A 16,089-nucleotide genomic window follows, 5' to 3' on the forward strand; every position below is an offset into this window, starting at 1 on the left:
AGCCCTGGGGGGATGCAAGTTCATGGCGGTTGACATCGCGCTGCAGAGGGGCGACAATCCAGCACACTATGAATTTCAGATATTTCACCAATATTCGCCCCGTTAGGCGGGGCCGCCATCGCCGGTAACCCGACCATGCCGCAGCCCATTCCCAGCCCCTTTGCCGCCATAGCCCGGCAGTTGCCTGCCCTGCTGCTGACCCTGGCCCTGCTGCTGCCGGGCCCGGCCTGGGGGGAAGACGATTTCGCCCTGGACGACGCGCCCATCATCGTCGGCGGCGACCATAACTATCCTCCCTACGAATACCTGGACAAGAGCGGGTTGCCCACCGGGTACAACATTGAGTTGACCCGGGCCATCGCCGACGTCATGGGGATGAACGTCGAGATTCGCCTGGGCGACTGGGGAGACATGCGCAACGCGCTGGCCGCTGGCCGCGTCGATATCCTGCAGGGGATGGCGTTTTCCGAGGAGCGGGTCGCCGAGGTCGATTTCTCCACCCCCCACACGGTGGTCTACCAGGCGATCTGGACCCGCAAGGGCGAGGAAGCGCCCCGCTCCCTCGATTTTCTCAAGGGCAGGGAAGTGATCGTGATGCGCGGCAGCATCATGCACGACTTCATGCTCAAGCACGACTTCGGCGCCACCCTGATTTTCACCCCCTCGCTGCTCGACGGGTTGCGGCTGCTCGCCGCGGGCCGGCACGACTGCGCCCTGGTGGCCAAGCTTCCCGGGGAGTACCTGGTTCGGGAATACCAGCTGAACAACCTCGTTGCCACCGCCCGGCCCATCGCCGAACAGCCCTACGGCTACGCGGTGCGCAAGGGCAACACCGCCATGCTGGCCCGTTTCAGCGAAGGGTTGGCCATTCTCAAGAAGTCCGGCCGCTATCAGCAGATTCACAACAAATGGCTCGGCGTGCTCGAACCCGGCGGGGTGCAGTGGACCCGCATCGTCAAATACGTCGCCCTGGTGGCCATCCCCCTGCTGCTGATCCTGGGCGGCACCATGATCTGGACCCGCATGCTGAAAAAGGAGGTCGCCCACCGCACCCGCGAACTGGAACAGGAGATCGTCGAACGAAAAAGGGCGATGGAAGAGCTGGCGGTAAGGCAGCGGCAGCTGATCCAGGCCGACAAGATGACCTCCCTGGGGATTCTCGTCTCCGGGGTGGCCCATGAGATCAACAACCCCAACGGCTTGATCCTGCTCAATCTGCCGCTGCTGCACAAGGCCTTCGGCGATGCCGAGCCGATTCTTGAGCGGCACTTCCAGGAGCACGGTGAATTCCGCCTCGGTTGGCTGAACTACTCGCGGATGCGGAGCGAAATTCCCCAGCTTTTCGAGGAGACCATCGAAGGGGCCAAGCGGATCAAGCGCATCGTCGAGGACCTGAAGGATTTTGCCCGCCGGGACGATTCGGATTTTTCCAGCGCGGTGGACTTCAACAAGGTCGTCGAGGCCGCGGTGCGGCTGGTGGATGCCTCGATCCGCGGCGCCACCGACCACTTTTCGGCCACCTATGCGGCCCAGTTGCCGTCCATCAAGGGCAATCCCCAGCGCATCGAGCAGGTGGTGGTCAACCTGATCCTCAACGCCTGCCAGGCCCTGCGGGACAAGCATGAAGGGGTTTTTCTCAAGACCGCGCTCGATGCCGCCGCCGACAGGGTCATCCTCGAGGTCCGGGACGAGGGCCGGGGCATCGACCCGGAGCACCTGCCGCACCTGACCGACCCTTTTTTCACCACCAAGCGCGAATCCGGGGGGACCGGGCTCGGGCTGTCCGTTTCGGCCGGAATCGTCAAGGAGCATGGCGGCACGCTGCAATTCTACAGCGCTCCGGGCCAGGGGATGACTGCTGTTCTGGCGCTGCCGGTGGCCAAGGAGAACGCATGACCCAGGGACTCTACCCAACCTTTCGTGTGCTGCTGGTGGACGACGAGCCGGCCTGGCTGCGCAGCCTGAGCATGACCCTCGAGGGACCCGGTGCCATCACCAATCTGCTGCCCTGCAGCGACAGCCGGGAGGTCATGGGGATTCTTGCCCGCGAGGAGGTCGGGCTGGTTCTGCTCGACCTGACCATGCCGCACCTCTCCGGCGAAGAGCTGCTGGGAAGGATCGTCGAGGAGCATCCCGAGGTGGCGGTGATCATCGTCAGCGGCCTGAACCAGATCGAAACGGCGGTGCGCTGCATGCGCGCCGGCGCCTTCGATTACTTCGTCAAAACCGTCGAGGAGGATCGGCTGCTCGACGGGGTGCGCAGGGCCATCCGCATGCTGGAGCTGCAGCGGGAAAACCGGGAGATGCGCCGGCGCTTTCTCTATGACAGGCTCGAGCACCCCGAGGCCTTTGCCGGCATCGTCACCCACAACAAGGCGATGCGCACCATCTTCCAGTACGTGGAATCGGTGGCCCGCAGCTCCCAGCCGCTGCTGATCACCGGCGAGAGCGGGGTCGGCAAGGAGCTGGTCGCCCGGGCGGTGCACGCCCTGAGCCGGCGCCGCGGCGCCATGGTATCGGTCAACGTGGCGGGCCTGGATGACAGCGTGTTCGCCGACACCCTGTTCGGCCACACCCGGGGGGCCTTTACCGGGGCCGACACGGCCCGCGGCGGGATGATTGAGCAAGCCGGCGAAGGCACCCTGTTTCTGGACGAGATCGGGGATCTTAGCCTCTCTTCCCAGGTCAAGCTGCTGCGGCTGCTCCAGGAGGGGGAGTATTTTCCCCTCGGTAGCGACAAGCCCAAGCAGATGCGGGCCCGGGTGGTGGTGGCGACCCACCAGGACCTGGCCGCCAAGCAGGCCGGACGCCAGTTCCGCAAGGACCTCTACTATCGGCTGCGGACCCATCATGTGCACCTTCCCCCCCTGCGTGAGCGCAAGGACGATCTGGCGCTGCTGCTGGAGCACTTTCTTCAGGAGGCCGCGGATGAGTTGGACAAGAAAAAGCCGACCATCCCCAAGGAGCTGCCCGTGCTGCTCGCGACCTACCATTTCCCCGGCAACGTCCGCGAGCTCAAGGCCATGGTCTACGACGCCATGAGTGTGCATACCTCCAAAATCCTGTCCATGCAGCCGTTTCTCAGCGCCATGGAACGCCATGGCGAGCTCCCCTCAGGCGCCTCCTCTGCAGCGGCGGCGCAGGGGAATGTTTTTGCCGAGGCCGAGCAGCTCCCCACCCTTGCCGAAGCCAACGAACAACTGGTTGCCGAGGCGATGGAGCGGGCCGCCGGCAACCAGACCATCGCGGCGCGCCTGCTCGGTATCTCCCAGCCAGCCCTGAGCAAGCGCCTGAAGCATGCACGCAATTCGGAGTAGCAGGCAGTCACCCGTCACCTCGCCGTTCTTGCAATGGGTATAACAACTGTTATAACCATAACCATCGTTATGGCTCATCGAAACTACTGAATTAAAAGGGAAATACCTTGCTTTTCGGGGTAGGTAGATAACCTTGGTTATGCCCTTTCGGTGGGGTGGCAGGCAGGCTGTCAAACGTTGTTTTTCCATGTGGTTTCAGGTGTTTATGTTGTCCGTCTGGGTGTTGGTATAGCTGTTGCTGATATATTTTTCGATTCCGATGCGGTTGGGGGCGCTTGTTCCGGCAGTTTCCGGATGGTCCGGGTGGCCGGTGAAGGTCTCTGTTTTTTTCCCCGTCGGTTTGGCGGGGGGTGCTGTTAACCAGTTGAAAGGAGAAGCGGTATGAAAAAGTTCGGAATGTGGGTTCTGGCTGCTGCCCTGGTGGCTTTCGGTGCGGGTGAGGCTCTGGCCGCCCCGACCTACGTGACCATCGGTACTGGCGGCGTCACCGGGGTTTACTACCCCACCGGCGGCGCCATCAGCAAGCTGGTCAACCAGAAGCGCAAGGAGCTCAACCTGCGCATGACCGTCGAGTCCACCGGCGGCTCGGTGTTCAACGTCAATGCCCTGATGAACGGCGACATTGAAATGGGCGTCGTCCAGTCCGACATCCAGTGGCAGGCCTTCAACGGCAAGGGCGAGTGGGACGGCAAGCCGCAGAAGAACCTGCGCGCCATGTTCTCCATCCATCCCGAGGCCGTGACCATCCTGGCCGCCGCCGACAAGAACATCAACTCCGTCGCCGACATGAAGGGCAAGGTTGTCAACATCGGCGCCCCCGGCACCGGCCAGCGGGTCAACTCGGTCGACCTCTTCCAGACCGCCGGCATCGACGTCGACAAGGACATCCGCGCCGAAGGGATCAAGCCCTCCGAAGCCGCCGGCATGCTGCAGGACGGCCGTATCGATGCCTACTTCTACACCGTCGGTCATCCCAACGGCTCGATCAAGGAAGCCGTCGCCGGCGCCCGCAAGGTGAACTTCGTGCCGGTCTCCGACGACCTGGTCAAGAAGCTGGTCGCCGCCCAGCCCTACTACGCCCCGGCGATGATCCCCGTCGCCCAGTACCCCGGCGTGGTCGGCGACAAGGACGTGCCGACCTTCGGCGTCAAGGCGACCATCTGCACCTCCGCCGACGTCCCCGAAGAGGTCATCTACAACATCACCAAGACCGTTTTCGAGAACATCGAAGAGCTGCGCAAGCTGCACCCGGCTCTCGAAGTGCTGACCAAAGAGAACATGCTCGAAGGTCTTTCGGCCTCCTTCCACCCGGGCGCCGAGAAGTACTTCAAAGAAGTCGGTTTAATCAAGTAGGCAATGCAGGCGAGGGGGGCGCGGACATACCGCGCCCCCCACTGCCGTAAGGGAAAGGGGAAACCTTTTCCGGTAACAGGTATTTAGAAAATTGGGGATGGGATAAGGTTATGGCCGAAGAAATCAAGGACGTCAGGGACGAAGGGCTGGAAGCTGCACGGCGGATGAAGGAGGAGGAGGAACTCGGCCTTCGCCGCGTCACCGGATGGAGCGCCTACGTGGTGCCGACCATTGCCCTGTGCTGGTCGCTGTTTCAGCTGTCGCTGTCGAGCTGGCTGCTGCTCGACTCCACCATCATTCGTTCGATCCACCTGGCATTCGCCCTGGCGATCGTGTTTCTTTCCTACCCGACCCTCAAACGCGACGTCAAAATTCCCGGGCTGCGCTGGCTGGGGGAGAAGCACAAGATCCCCCTCGCCGACTATCTCATCGCCATCCTCGGCGTCGGCGCCGCCCTGTACATCTTCCTCGACTACGAGGGGATCGCCAACCGGGTGGGCCGGCCCAACCTGCGCGACATGGTGATCGGCGTCTTCCTGGTGATCATTCTGCTCGACGCCGCCCGCCGGGTCATCGGCCCGGCGCTGCCGGTGATTGCCGGGCTGTTTACCGCCTACGCCTTCTTCGGCCCCTACATGCCCGATTTTCTGGCCTTCAAGGGGGTCAGCCTGTCGCGCTACGTGGGGCAGATCTCGCTGACCACCGAGGGGATCTTCGGTATCCCGCTCGATGTCTCGGCCCGTATCGTGTTTCTCTTCGTCCTGTTCGGCTCCATGCTCGAGCGCGCCGGAGCGGGACGCTTCTTCATCGACATGGCCATGAGCCTGCTCGGCCGCTACAAGGGCGGTCCGGCCAAGGCCGCGGTGCTCTCCAGCGGCATGACCGGCCTGGTCTCCGGCTCGTCCATCGCCAACGTGGTGACCACCGGCACCTTCACCATCCCGATGATGAAAAAGGTCGGCTACCCCGACTACAAGGCCGGCGCCATCGAGGTGGCGGTCTCCACCAACGGCCAGCTGATGCCCCCGGTCATGGGCGCTGCGGCCTTCATTATCGCCGAGTACGTCAACATCCCCTATCTCGAGGTCTGCAAGTCGGCGGCGATCCCGGCGTTCGCCTCCTACATGGCGCTGTTCTGGCTGACCCACCTCGAGGCCGGCAAGCTTGGCATGAAGGGCCTGCCCAAGGCTGACCTGCCCGCCTTCTGGCACACCCTGAAAAACGGCTGGCACTACCTGTTCCCGATCTTCGTGCTGCTCTACGAGCTGATCATCCCCCGTCACTCGCCCGACCTGGCGGCCTTCCGCTCGATCGGGGTGCTCTCGGTCATCATGCTGCTGCAGCATGTTGTCAGGCGCAAAACCAAAGGCCTCACCGTCGGCGAAGGGTTGAAGCTCGGTTTCTTCGACATCATCAACGGCATGATCGGCGGCGCGCGCAACATGGTCAGCGTGGCGGTGGCCACCGCCTCGGCCGGCATCGTCGTCGGGGTGGTGACCATGGGCCTGGGCGGGCTGATCACCAGCATCATCGACACCCTGAGCATGGGCAACCTGTTCCTGATGCTGTTGATCACCGCGGCGGCCAGCATGATCCTCGGCATGGGCCTGCCGACCACCGCCAACTACATCGTCATGGCTTCGCTCACGGCCCCGGCGCTGGTCACCATCGCCGAGTGGCAGGGCTTCGAGGTGCCGCTGATCGCCGCGCACCTGTTCGTCTTCTACTTCGGCATTCTCGCCGACGACACGCCGCCGGTGGGGCTGGCGGCCTACGCCGCGGCGGCCATCGCCAAGAGCGACCCGATCAAGACCGGCCTGCAGGGCTTCGCCTACGACATCCGCACCGCGGTGCTGCCGTTCATGTTCATCTTCAACACCGACATGCTGCTGGTCGGCATCGACAGCTTCCCTCTGGCCATCTACATCTTCGCCATGACCTGTGTCGGCATGTTCGCCTTCGGTTCGGCAACCCAGGGGTACTTCATCACCCGCACCCGCTGGTACGAGATCATTCTGCTGCTGGGAGTAGCGCTGATCATGTTCCGCCCCGGCTTCTTCGCCCACTATGTCGGCATCGACAACCATTACCTGAGCTACTTGGTGGGCCTCGGACTGTGGGCGGCGATTTTCGGCCTGCAGAAGCTGCGGGCCCCCAAGCCCGAAAACCTGGCTACCGCCTGAGGAGGACGTCCGTGATTCCCAAGTACAAGACCATTCTTTACGCCACCGACCTGAGCGCCAATGCGGCCCATGCCTTCCGCCACGCCATCGGTCTGGCGCGCAGCTACAATGCCAGGATTCACATTCTGCATGTGCTGCCCGAAGTGGAACCGGCGATGCTCAATTACATTTCCACGGTCATGGGGGAGAATCGACTGGCCGACCTCGAGCTCGAGCACAAGGAAGAGGTCAAGGACCAGATCCGGAAGCAGCTTCACCAGTTCGCCAAGGAGGAGCTGGCCGACCACCCCGAGGACGTGGAGCGCATCGCCGATATCGAAATCCATCACGGCAGCGCCGTTGGCCAGATCCTCGAGGCGGCCGACCGCATCGAGGCCGACCTGATCGTGCTCGGCAGCCATGGCAAGGGCAAGCTCAAATACGCCTTTCTGGGGAGCGTCGCCGAGAAGCTGCTGCGCAAGTCGCATCGCCCGGCGCTGGTGGTGCCGCTCAACGACTGAGCGTAGTTGGGTATTTGAAAGGCAGTTGACGGTTCTGTAAGGCAGCCCCCAGGCTGCAGGGGAGGTAAGGTCCCGGGAAATCGCACCATCATCCGCATTCCAGGTTTACTGATGGTGAAAGATGATTTTTTCAATGAAGCGGCAAACAGCTGATTGATCCCGTAGCGCCGGCCTGCGCCCCGTGGCCCGGGCCGGCGAAAACCCTTGCTCCCCGGAGACATCCCCATATGTCCGACAAGTTGAACCCGGCCCAGGACGAAGGCCTTGAAATCGCCCAGCGCATGAAAGAGGAAGAGGAACTTGGGCTGCGCAGGGTCCAGGGGCCCCCGGCCCTGATCGTCCCGGCGATCGCCCTGTGCTGGTCGCTTTTCCAGCTGTCCCTGTCGAGCTGGCTGATGCTCGATTCGACCATTATCCGCTCCATTCACCTGGCCTTTGCCTTTCTGATTGTTTTCCTCTCCTACCCGATGTTCAAGCGGGACATCCGGCTGCCCGGCCTGCGCTGGCTGGGAGAGAAGCAGCGGATTCCCGCCGGCGATTTCCTGCTCGCCGCCCTGGCCGCCCTGGCCGCGCTGTACATCGCCATCGATTACGACGGGCTGGCCTCGCGCATCGGCCGGCCCATCGGTCGCGACATGCTCATCGGGCTGTTCCTGGTGGTCATCCTGCTCGACGCCGCGCGGCGGGTGATCGGGCCGACGCTGCCGATTATCGCCCTGCTGGCCAGCGCCTATGCCTTTCTCGGTCCCTACATGCCCGAGTTTCTCGCCTCCAAAGGGGTGAGTCTGCAGCGCTACGTGAGCCAGATCGCTCTGACCACCGAGGGGATCTTCGGCATCCCCCTCGATGTCTCGGCCCGCATCGTTTTTCTCTTCGTGCTCTTCGGTGCTCTGCTGGAAAGGGCCGGGGCCGGCAAGTTCTTTATCGACCTGGCCATGAGTCTGCTCGGGCGCTACAAGGGCGGGCCGGCCAAGGCGGCGGTGCTCTCCAGCGGCTTTACCGGCCTGGTTTCAGGCTCCTCCATCGCCAACGTGGTGACCACCGGGACCTTCACCATCCCGCTGATGAAAAAGGTCGGCTACCCGGCGCACAAGGCCGCCGCCGTCGAAGTCGCGGCGAGCAGCAACGGCCAGTTGATGCCCCCGGTCATGGGCGCGGCGGCATTCATCATCGCCGAGTATGTCAACGTCCCCTACCTCGAGGTCTGCAAGGCCGCCGCGGTCCCCGCCTTCGCAGCCTACATGGCGCTGTTCTACCTGACGCACCTGGAGGCCTGCAAGCTCGGCATGAAGGGGTTGCCCAAGGCCGACCTGCCGCGGTTTTTCGCTACCCTGGGCGCCGGGTTCCATTACCTGATCCCCATCGCCGTGCTGCTTTACGAGCTGATCGTGCCGCGGCATTCGCCTGATCTGGCGGCCTTCCGCGCGGTGGCCGTACTGATGGGGATCATGCTGGTGCAGGGGGTGGTGCGCGGCCGCAGAAGCGGCGGCCCCTGGGCGGCCGGCCTGCGGCAGGGGGGCGGCGACATCGTCGCCGGGCTGGTGGCCGGGGCCCGCAACATGGTGAGCGTGGCCGTGGCCACAGCGGCAGCGGGAATCATCGTCGGCGTCGTCACCCTCGGCCTCGGCGGCATGATCACCAGCATCATCGACACCCTGAGCATGGGGAGCTTCGCCCTGATGCTGATCATCACCGCCATCGCCAGCCTGATCCTCGGCATGGGGCTGCCGACCACCGCCAACTACATCGTCATGGCCTCGCTGACCGCGCCGGCCATCGTGACCATCGCCGAGAGCCAGGGAATCGAGGTGCCGCTGATCGCCGCGCACCTGTTCGTGTTCTATTTCGGCATCCTCGCCGACATTACCCCGCCGGTGGGGCTGGCCGCCTTCGCTGCGGCCGCCATCGCCAAGTCGAACCCGATCAAGACCGGGTTGCAGGGCTTCATGTACGACATCCGCACGGCGGTGCTCCCCTTCATGTTCATCTTCAACACCCACATGCTGCTCATCGGTGTCGACAGTTTCGCCCAGGGGCTCTACATCTTCGGCATGACCTGCGTCGGCATGTTTGCCTTCGCGGCGGCGACCCAGGGGTGGTTCGTGAAAAGGAACCGCTGGTACGAGGTGCCGCTGCTGCTGCTGGTGACCGCGGTCATGTTTCGGCCCGGTTTTGTGGCGGGCCTGGCGGGGATGGAAAACTCACTGGGCAACAAGAACCTGGTCTACCTGGGTGGACTCGTGCTCTTCGGCGGGGTCATCCTGATGCAGAAAATGCGCGGCCCCGGCAAGGGCACCCTGGTGCCCGGGGTGGGCGGCGAGAGTGCCTAGGCAAGGGGGCGGTTCCCCCGCCCCAGCAGTTGAATTGGCAATCGGCGCAGCAACCAGGCAGAGTCCATTTTCACCGGAACCAAGGACAAAGGGAAAAAAGGATGATTGAATCGGCGAAGAAGAAGCTTCGGGGGGACGTTTTGCGCGAGATCGGCGCCAGCTGCGGCAGCGCCGGGGAGAACCTGCAGTGGCTGATGGACAAGATGCATCCGTATTTCTCCATCACCATGCAGGACGAGCCCGAGGCGGTGGCGGCGCTGGCCACCCGCATGCACCTGCTCGGTCACGAGCAGCGCCTGGTGCTGGCCGACCGGGAGACGCGGCTGATCGTCGCGCGGCCCAACCGCCCGGGCTCGCTCTACGACACCCTGAAGAATCTGCGCGAGCGGGAGATCTCCTATGCCCAGTTCACCCAGTCCTACGGGGCGCTGTCCGGAATCGGGGAGGGGTTGGAGGTGCAGCGCTTCGAGTTCGAGCGCAAGAGCAACCAGGAGATCGCCGAAGCCGGCAACGTCAAGATCCCGGCCGGAATCCGCAAGGGGATTGCCGATGCCGTCGCCGAATTCTACCCGGATTTCGACAGCAAGCAGTTTGACCGGCTGCTGCGCCTGCTCTGGCTGAACAACGAACACTACGTGCGGGTCTCCCCAGCCAAGCGCGTGGCGCAGATCCTCTGGCTGTACCTGCAGAGCATCCTGCACGGCGGGATCTATTTCGACGCCGAGGAGACCGAGGACACCGAGCATCAGCGCGAGTACCGGGTCATGTTCGCCGCCGCCAACCCGCCGCAGATCGACTTTCTGCAGCAGATCATGGAGGTCTTCAACCGCCTGGGGATCGGCGTCAAACGGGCTTACTGCCTGACCATCAGCAACGGGCTGCATCCCTATTTTCTGGGCAATTTCTACGTGCGCAGCCGCGATGCCGGCCTGGTGGACAAGGGCTCGGAACTGTTCAACCTGCTGCGCAAGGAACTCTACAACACCCAGATCCTCTCCACCGCCTCCCATGCTTACCGCGAGTTTGTCGCCAAGGGGGTGATGACCGGCGAAGAGGCCTCGCTGGTCAACGCCCTGATCAGCTTCTGCCACACCAACCTGGCGCACAACCAGCCCGACCGCTTCGGTTTCGAAGACGTCATGCGCGCCTTCCACAGCCATCCCGACATGGCCCTGCAGTTGATCTGGCTGTTCAAGACCCGCTTCGACCCGAACCTCGAGGAGCGCGAAGGCCTCTACGGTAAAACCCTCGCCGAGGTCACCCAGGCCATCGACGCCTACAACACCGGCCATCGGCATCTGGATGACGTGCGGCGGGCGATCTTTCGCTGCGCGTTGATCTTCATCCGCAACACCCTGAAGACCAACTTCTTCATCCCCGAGAAGCAGGCCCTGGCGTTCCGCCTCGACCCGGTCTATCTCGCGGAGCTGGGTCCCGAGTTCACCGCCGACCTGCCGCCCGAGCGCCCCTTCCGGGTGACCTTCTTCTTCGCCCGGCACGGCGCCGGCTACCATATCGGTTTTTCCGATATCGCCCGCGGCGGCTGGCGCACCATCCTCACCCGCGGCTGGGACGACTACGTCACCGCAGCCAACACGGTATTCCGCGAGAACTACGTGTTGGCCCATACCCAGCACCTGAAGAACAAGGACATCTACGAAGGCGGCTCGAAGATGGTGGTGATCCTCGATTCGGCCGACCTGACGGACAAGGACCTGGTGACGCGCCGGCTCTACAAGCTGCAGTTCGGCTTCATCAACGCCTTCTTCGACATCTACGTCACCGAGGACGGCCGCGCCAAGGACCCCCGGGTCATCGACTATTACGGCGAGGACGAGCCGATCGAGCTGGGTCCCGACGAGAACATGCACGACGAGATGGTGGAGATGATCGCCCGCCAGAGCGTGCGCCGCGGCTACCTGCTCGGCATCGGCGTCATCTCCAGCAAGAAGGTCGGCATCAATCACAAAGAGTACGGGGTCACCAGCACCGGGGTGGTCAAATTCGCCGAGATCACCATGGCCGAGCTCGGCATCGACATCCGCAAGGACCCCTTCACGGTGAAGTTCACCGGCGGCCCCAACGGCGACGTGGCCGGCAACGCCATGCGGCTCCTGCTCGAGCGCTGCCCCCAGGTGAAGATCAACATGATCATCGATGGCACCGGCGCCCTGTTCGACCCGGCCGGGGCCGACCTCGGGGCGCTGAAGAAAATCGTCCTGAAAAGCGACGTCGAGGCCTTCGATCCTCTGGCGCTGCACGAGGGAGCTTTCCTGCTCTACCGCAACGTCCGCCGCACCGAAGGGCTGCGCGAGCTCTACAAAAAGGTGGTGCGCAGCAATGGCGAGCTGCAGGAGCAGTGGATCACCATCGACGAGTTCTACCGGGAGTTCAACGGCCTGACCTTCCGCGTGCAGGCCGATCTGTTCATCCCCGCCGGCGGGCGCCCCGAAACCATCGACAAGGACAATTGGCAGAGGTTTTTCCTCACCGACGGCTCCCCCAGCGCCCGGGCCATCGTCGAGGGGGCCAACTCCTTCATCACCCCCGAGGCCCGCGAGGAGTTGCAGAAAAAAGGGGTGGTCATCCTGCGCGACGCCTCGGCCAACAAGTGCGGGGTCATCTCCAGCTCTTACGAGATCATCGCCAACCTGCTGATGAACGACAAGGAGTTTCTCGCCAACAAGGAGCGCTACGTCACCGACGTGCTCGAGATCCTCGAACGGCGCGCCGAGGAGGAGGCGCGGCTGGTCTTCCGCCGCTACCGCGAGGCCGGCGGCAGCCATCTCTACACCGAAGTCTCCGCCGCGATCAGCCAGGAGATTAACGCCCATTACGCCCGGCTGTTCGCCTTCTTCCAGGCCCATCCCGAGCTGTGCGACGAGCCCCTGTTCAAAAAGGCCATCGAGGCACACATGCCGGCCATGGTGCGCAGCAACGCCAAGTACCGCGGGCGCATCAAGAACCTGCCGCCCAAGTACCGCTACGCCATTCTCGCCTCGGAGCTGGCCTCCTCGCTGGTCTATCGCGGCGATTCGGAAGCCAACTTCATCGAAATGCTGCGCGGGCACCTGGTGCGCAGTTTCGCCGCGTAGGCCGACTTTAAACACCTCTGGTTTTCAGGGCCTGTTCTTCGGAGCAGGCCTTTTTTTTCGTTTCGAGATGATGATTAAAGCTGTTTTTGACCACGAAGAGCACGAAGGACACGAAGAGAAACCTTAAAGCCTTTGACTATCTTCGTGTTCTTCGTGGCCTTCGTGGTAAGAAGAAAAGTAATGAGGGGCTGGGGGAGGGGGAGAGGCAGAGATGCTTCAGCGCAGCCGCAGCCGGCGCAGCAGCAGGCCGCAGCAACGGTTCAGGGCATGTTCGCGGGCCAGAAAGGGGAAGAGCGGGGCGCGGCGCCGGCCCAGTCGGTTGATCTCCTTGAGCAGGCCGGGATGTTCGGCGAACCTCAGCCCCCTGCGGAAGGCGCCGAGGGCCGGCCCCTTCTGCCGGGCGAGCAGGTAGACCCGCCCCAGGTTGAGGTAGTGCACGGGATTGGCCGGTTCATCCCTGAGCGCTTTTCTGCACAGGTCGAGCCCCCGGTCGATCTCGTTGCGTTCGCGGGCCAGGCAATAGCCGAGGCAGGAGAGAACCAGGGCGGTAGGCCAGGCCGGGGCGGCGGTTTCGAAGTGGTCGAGGGCAACCTGGGTTTTCCCCTGGTCCAGGGCGGCAAGCCCCTGGTGGACCAGTCTGGTCAGGTCGGCGTGGGTCATCTAAGTCGTCCTTGTTCATTTGCTTCTCAGGCAGGGCCCGGAGAAGCCGTGGAGGCCCCGGTCACCTTTGTGCAAACGGCAAGCCAAAGCAATCTTGCTGTGGTTTCAAAAACTTGGGCAAAGGCCCGGCCCCGGTTCTCGGGGGAAGCCTGCAAAAAACGCTGACGAACTGCCGCTTTTGGTCATTGCGGGAGCGCATTCCTTACTGCACATCCCCCTCTGAGTCAAGAATTTTAATCCGCAGGCCGTCTTGCCGGCTGCAGCTTCTGTATCCTTTCGCGCCGCCTTCTCGGGCAGCCAAACCTGCTTCCCCCGACCGCCTCCCCGTGCTAGAATCCCAGCCCCTATCCAAACAGAACGAGGTTGAATCCATATGGCACTGACCGCTGAACAGATCTCCCGCGTCCTCTCCTGCATCATCGACGAAACCGGCCTCAAACCCCTGCAGGTGGAAAACACCGTCGAGCTGCTGCGCGAGGGGGCGACCGTCCCCTTTATCGCGCGCTACCGCAAGGAGCGCACCGGCGAGCTCGACGAAGTCCAGGTAAGGCTGGTCGAGGAGCGCCTCGGCTATTTCGGCGAACTCGAGGAGCGTAAGGCGACCATCCTCAAGTCCATCGATGAGCAGGGCAAGCTCACCCCCGAGCTCAAGGGGAAGATCGAAGCCTGCCGGCAGAAGACCGAGCTCGAGGACCTGTACCTGCCCTACAAGCCCAAGCGCCGCACCAAGGCGACCATCGCCCGGGAGCGGGGCCTGGAGCCGCTGGCCGAGCTGATCGCCGCCCAGCTGCTTACCACCGGAACTGCCGAAGAGGCCGCGGCGCCCTTCGTGAACCCCGAGCTGGATGTCCCCGACGCGGCCGCCGCCCTCGAAGGGGCGGGCCACATCCTCGCCGAGCGGCTCAGCGAGGATGCCGGGGCCCGCGCCGAGGTGCGCCGCCTGACCTGGGAGCAGGGGCTGTTCGTCTCGAAGGTGGCGCCCGACAAGGCCGGCAGCGTCAGCAAGTTCGAGATGTATTACGAGTACAGCGAACCGCTCAAGGACGTCCCCTCGCACCGCATGCTGGCCATGCGCCGCGGCGAGAAGGAGGAGGTGCTGCGCCTGGCGGTGGATGCCCCCGAAGAGCAGATCCTGCTGCGGCTCAAGGGGCGGCTGATCCGCGGCGCGAGCATCTTCAAGGAGCTGCTCGCCGCCGTCGCCGAGGACGCCTACAAGCGCCTGATCTCCCCGTCCATCGAGGTGGAACTGCGCCTCGACGCCAAAAAGGCCGCCGACGACACGGCGATCAAGGTGTTTGCCGACAACCTCAGGAACCTGCTGCTGCAGCCCCCGGCCGGCAGCAAGCGGGTGCTGGGCGTCGACCCGGGCCTGCGCACCGGCTCGAAGCTGGCGGCGGTGGACGAAACCGGGCGCTTTCTCGAACACGTCAACATCTACCCCCACACCGGCGAGGCCCGCATCCCCCAGGCGAAAAAAGACCTGCTGCGGCTGGTCAAGAACCATCGCGTGGAGATGATCGCCATCGGCAACGGCACCGCCAGCCGCGAGATCGACCAGTTCGTGCGCGAAACCCTCAAGGAGGCCGGCCTGCAGGTGACCACGGTGATGGTCAACGAGGCCGGCGCCAGCGTCTACTCCGCCTCGGACATCGCCCGCGAGGAGTTCCCCGAGCTCGACCTGACCGTGCGCGGGGCCATCAGCATCGCCCGGCGCCTGCAGGACCCGCTGGCCGAACTGGTGAAGATCGACCCCAAGAGCATCGGCGTCGGCCAGTACCAGCACGACGTCAACCAGAGCGCCCTGAAAAAGGCCCTCGACGCCACCGTCGAATCCTGCGTCAACTACGTCGGGGTCGATCTCAACACCGCCTCCTGGGCGCTGCTTGCCTACGTCTCGGGTATCGGCGAGTCGCTGGCCAAGGCCATCGTCAAGTACCGCGACGCCAACGGCGCCTTCGCCACCCGCAAGGGGTTGATGGAAGTCCCGCGCTTCGGCGCCAAGGCTTTCGAACAGTCGGCCGGTTTTCTGCGCATCCGCGGCGGCGCCAACCCCCTCGACAACACCGCCGTGCACCCCGAGAACTACGCCCTGGTCAAGACCATGGCCGGCGATCTCGGCGTCTCGGTGGCTGAGCTGGCCGCCGACCCGGCCCTGGTCGCCAGGATCGACCTTAAGCGCTACGTCAGCGAGGCTGTCGGCCTGCCGACCCTGCGTGATATCATGGAGGAGTTGAAGAAGCCCGGCCGCGACCCCCGCGAGCAGTTCCAGGCGGTGGCCTTCCGGGACGACGTGCGCGAGATCAGCGACCTGAAGGAGGGGATGGTCCTGCAGGGGACGGTGACCAACGTGGCGGCCTTCGGCGCCTTCGTCGACATCGGCGTCCACCAGGACGGCCTGGTCCACATCAGCCACCTGGCCAACCGTTTCGTCAAGGACCCCAACGAAGCGGTCAAGGTCGGAGAGATCGTCAAGGTCAAGGTCCTCGGCGTCGATGCCGCCCGCAAGCGCATCAGCCTCTCCATCAAGGAGGTCGCCCCCGATGGAGGCAAACCCGCCACCAAACCGGCCGCGCAGAAAAAGGCCGGCCTCGATGACCCCGGCGCCTGGGAGAAGGCGGGATTTCGGGTGAAGAAGCGTTGAAGGCAAAGGC

General features: G+C 63.9%; 9 protein-coding genes. 8 read left to right on the forward strand and 1 reads right to left on the reverse strand.

The features are described 5' to 3' along the window. The first annotated feature begins 135 nt into the window (after window positions 1-135). The 7 genes from DESUT3_RS07560 (at window position 136) to DESUT3_RS07590 (ending at window position 12,778) form a co-directional block, all read left to right on the forward strand. A complete protein-coding gene (locus DESUT3_RS07560; RefSeq protein WP_221251860.1) occupies window positions 136-1,896 on the forward strand; it encodes a transporter substrate-binding domain-containing protein in 1,761 nt (586 codons plus the stop codon). After that, complete coding sequence (locus DESUT3_RS07565) at window positions 1,893-3,317, forward strand: sigma-54-dependent transcriptional regulator (protein ID WP_221251861.1); 1,425 nt, start codon at window positions 1,893-1,895, stop codon at window positions 3,315-3,317. Before DESUT3_RS07560 ends, DESUT3_RS07565 begins: the two co-directional genes overlap by 4 nt. Before the next feature lie 381 nt (window positions 3,318-3,698). Next, complete coding sequence (locus tag DESUT3_RS07570) at window positions 3,699-4,670, forward strand: TAXI family TRAP transporter solute-binding subunit (RefSeq protein WP_221251863.1); 972 nt, start codon at window positions 3,699-3,701, stop codon at window positions 4,668-4,670. Between the two features lie 110 nt (window positions 4,671-4,780). Next, on the forward strand, window positions 4,781-6,853 hold the full coding sequence (locus DESUT3_RS07575) for a TRAP transporter permease (RefSeq protein ID WP_221251864.1): 2,073 nt from the start codon (window positions 4,781-4,783) through the stop codon (window positions 6,851-6,853). An 11-nt stretch (window positions 6,854-6,864) separates the two neighbouring features. Further along, window positions 6,865-7,353, forward strand: coding sequence for a universal stress protein (locus tag DESUT3_RS07580; protein ID WP_221251865.1), 489 nt, complete (start codon window positions 6,865-6,867; stop codon window positions 7,351-7,353). Between the two features lie 227 nt (window positions 7,354-7,580). Next, on the forward strand, window positions 7,581-9,683 hold the full coding sequence (locus DESUT3_RS07585) for a TRAP transporter permease (RefSeq protein WP_221251866.1): 2,103 nt from the start codon (window positions 7,581-7,583) through the stop codon (window positions 9,681-9,683). Window positions 9,684-9,784: 101 nt separating this feature from the next. Further along, window positions 9,785-12,778 (forward strand): NAD-glutamate dehydrogenase domain-containing protein, encoded by a 2,994-nt coding sequence (locus tag DESUT3_RS07590; protein ID WP_221251867.1) that lies wholly within the window; start codon window positions 9,785-9,787, stop codon window positions 12,776-12,778. Between the two features lie 216 nt (window positions 12,779-12,994). On the opposite strand, the gene DESUT3_RS07595 is transcribed toward DESUT3_RS07590, so the two are convergent. Beyond that, window positions 12,995-13,438: a hypothetical protein gene (locus tag DESUT3_RS07595; protein ID WP_221251869.1), complete on the reverse strand. Its 444-nt coding sequence runs from the start codon at window positions 13,436-13,438 to the stop codon at window positions 12,995-12,997. 373 nt (window positions 13,439-13,811) lie between these two features. On the opposite strand from DESUT3_RS07595, the gene DESUT3_RS07600 reads away from it, so the two are divergent. Continuing rightward, window positions 13,812-16,079, forward strand: a complete 2,268-nt coding sequence (locus DESUT3_RS07600) for a Tex family protein (protein WP_221251870.1) — start codon at window positions 13,812-13,814, stop codon at window positions 16,077-16,079. Window positions 16,080-16,089 lie beyond the last annotated feature (10 nt).

Origin of the sequence: Desulfuromonas versatilis (assembly GCF_019704135.1) — a bacterium.
Lineage (GTDB): Bacteria > Desulfobacterota > Desulfuromonadia > Desulfuromonadales > NIT-T3 > Desulfuromonas_A > Desulfuromonas_A versatilis.

Coding starts and splice junctions, on each gene's coding strand:
- DESUT3_RS07560 (WP_221251860.1), top strand. CDS start 136: ATGCCGCAGCCCATTCCCAGCCCCTTTGCCGCCATAGCCCGGCAGTTG.
- DESUT3_RS07565 (WP_221251861.1), top strand. CDS start 1,893: ATGACCCAGGGACTCTACCCAACCTTTCGTGTGCTGCTGGTGGACGAC.
- DESUT3_RS07570 (WP_221251863.1), top strand. CDS start 3,699: ATGAAAAAGTTCGGAATGTGGGTTCTGGCTGCTGCCCTGGTGGCTTTC.
- DESUT3_RS07575 (WP_221251864.1), top strand. CDS start 4,781: ATGGCCGAAGAAATCAAGGACGTCAGGGACGAAGGGCTGGAAGCTGCA.
- DESUT3_RS07585 (WP_221251866.1), top strand. CDS start 7,581: ATGTCCGACAAGTTGAACCCGGCCCAGGACGAAGGCCTTGAAATCGCC.
- DESUT3_RS07590 (WP_221251867.1), top strand. CDS start 9,785: ATGATTGAATCGGCGAAGAAGAAGCTTCGGGGGGACGTTTTGCGCGAG.
- DESUT3_RS07595 (WP_221251869.1), bottom strand. CDS start 13,438: ATGACCCACGCCGACCTGACCAGACTGGTCCACCAGGGGCTTGCCGCC.
- DESUT3_RS07600 (WP_221251870.1), top strand. CDS start 13,812: ATGGCACTGACCGCTGAACAGATCTCCCGCGTCCTCTCCTGCATCATC.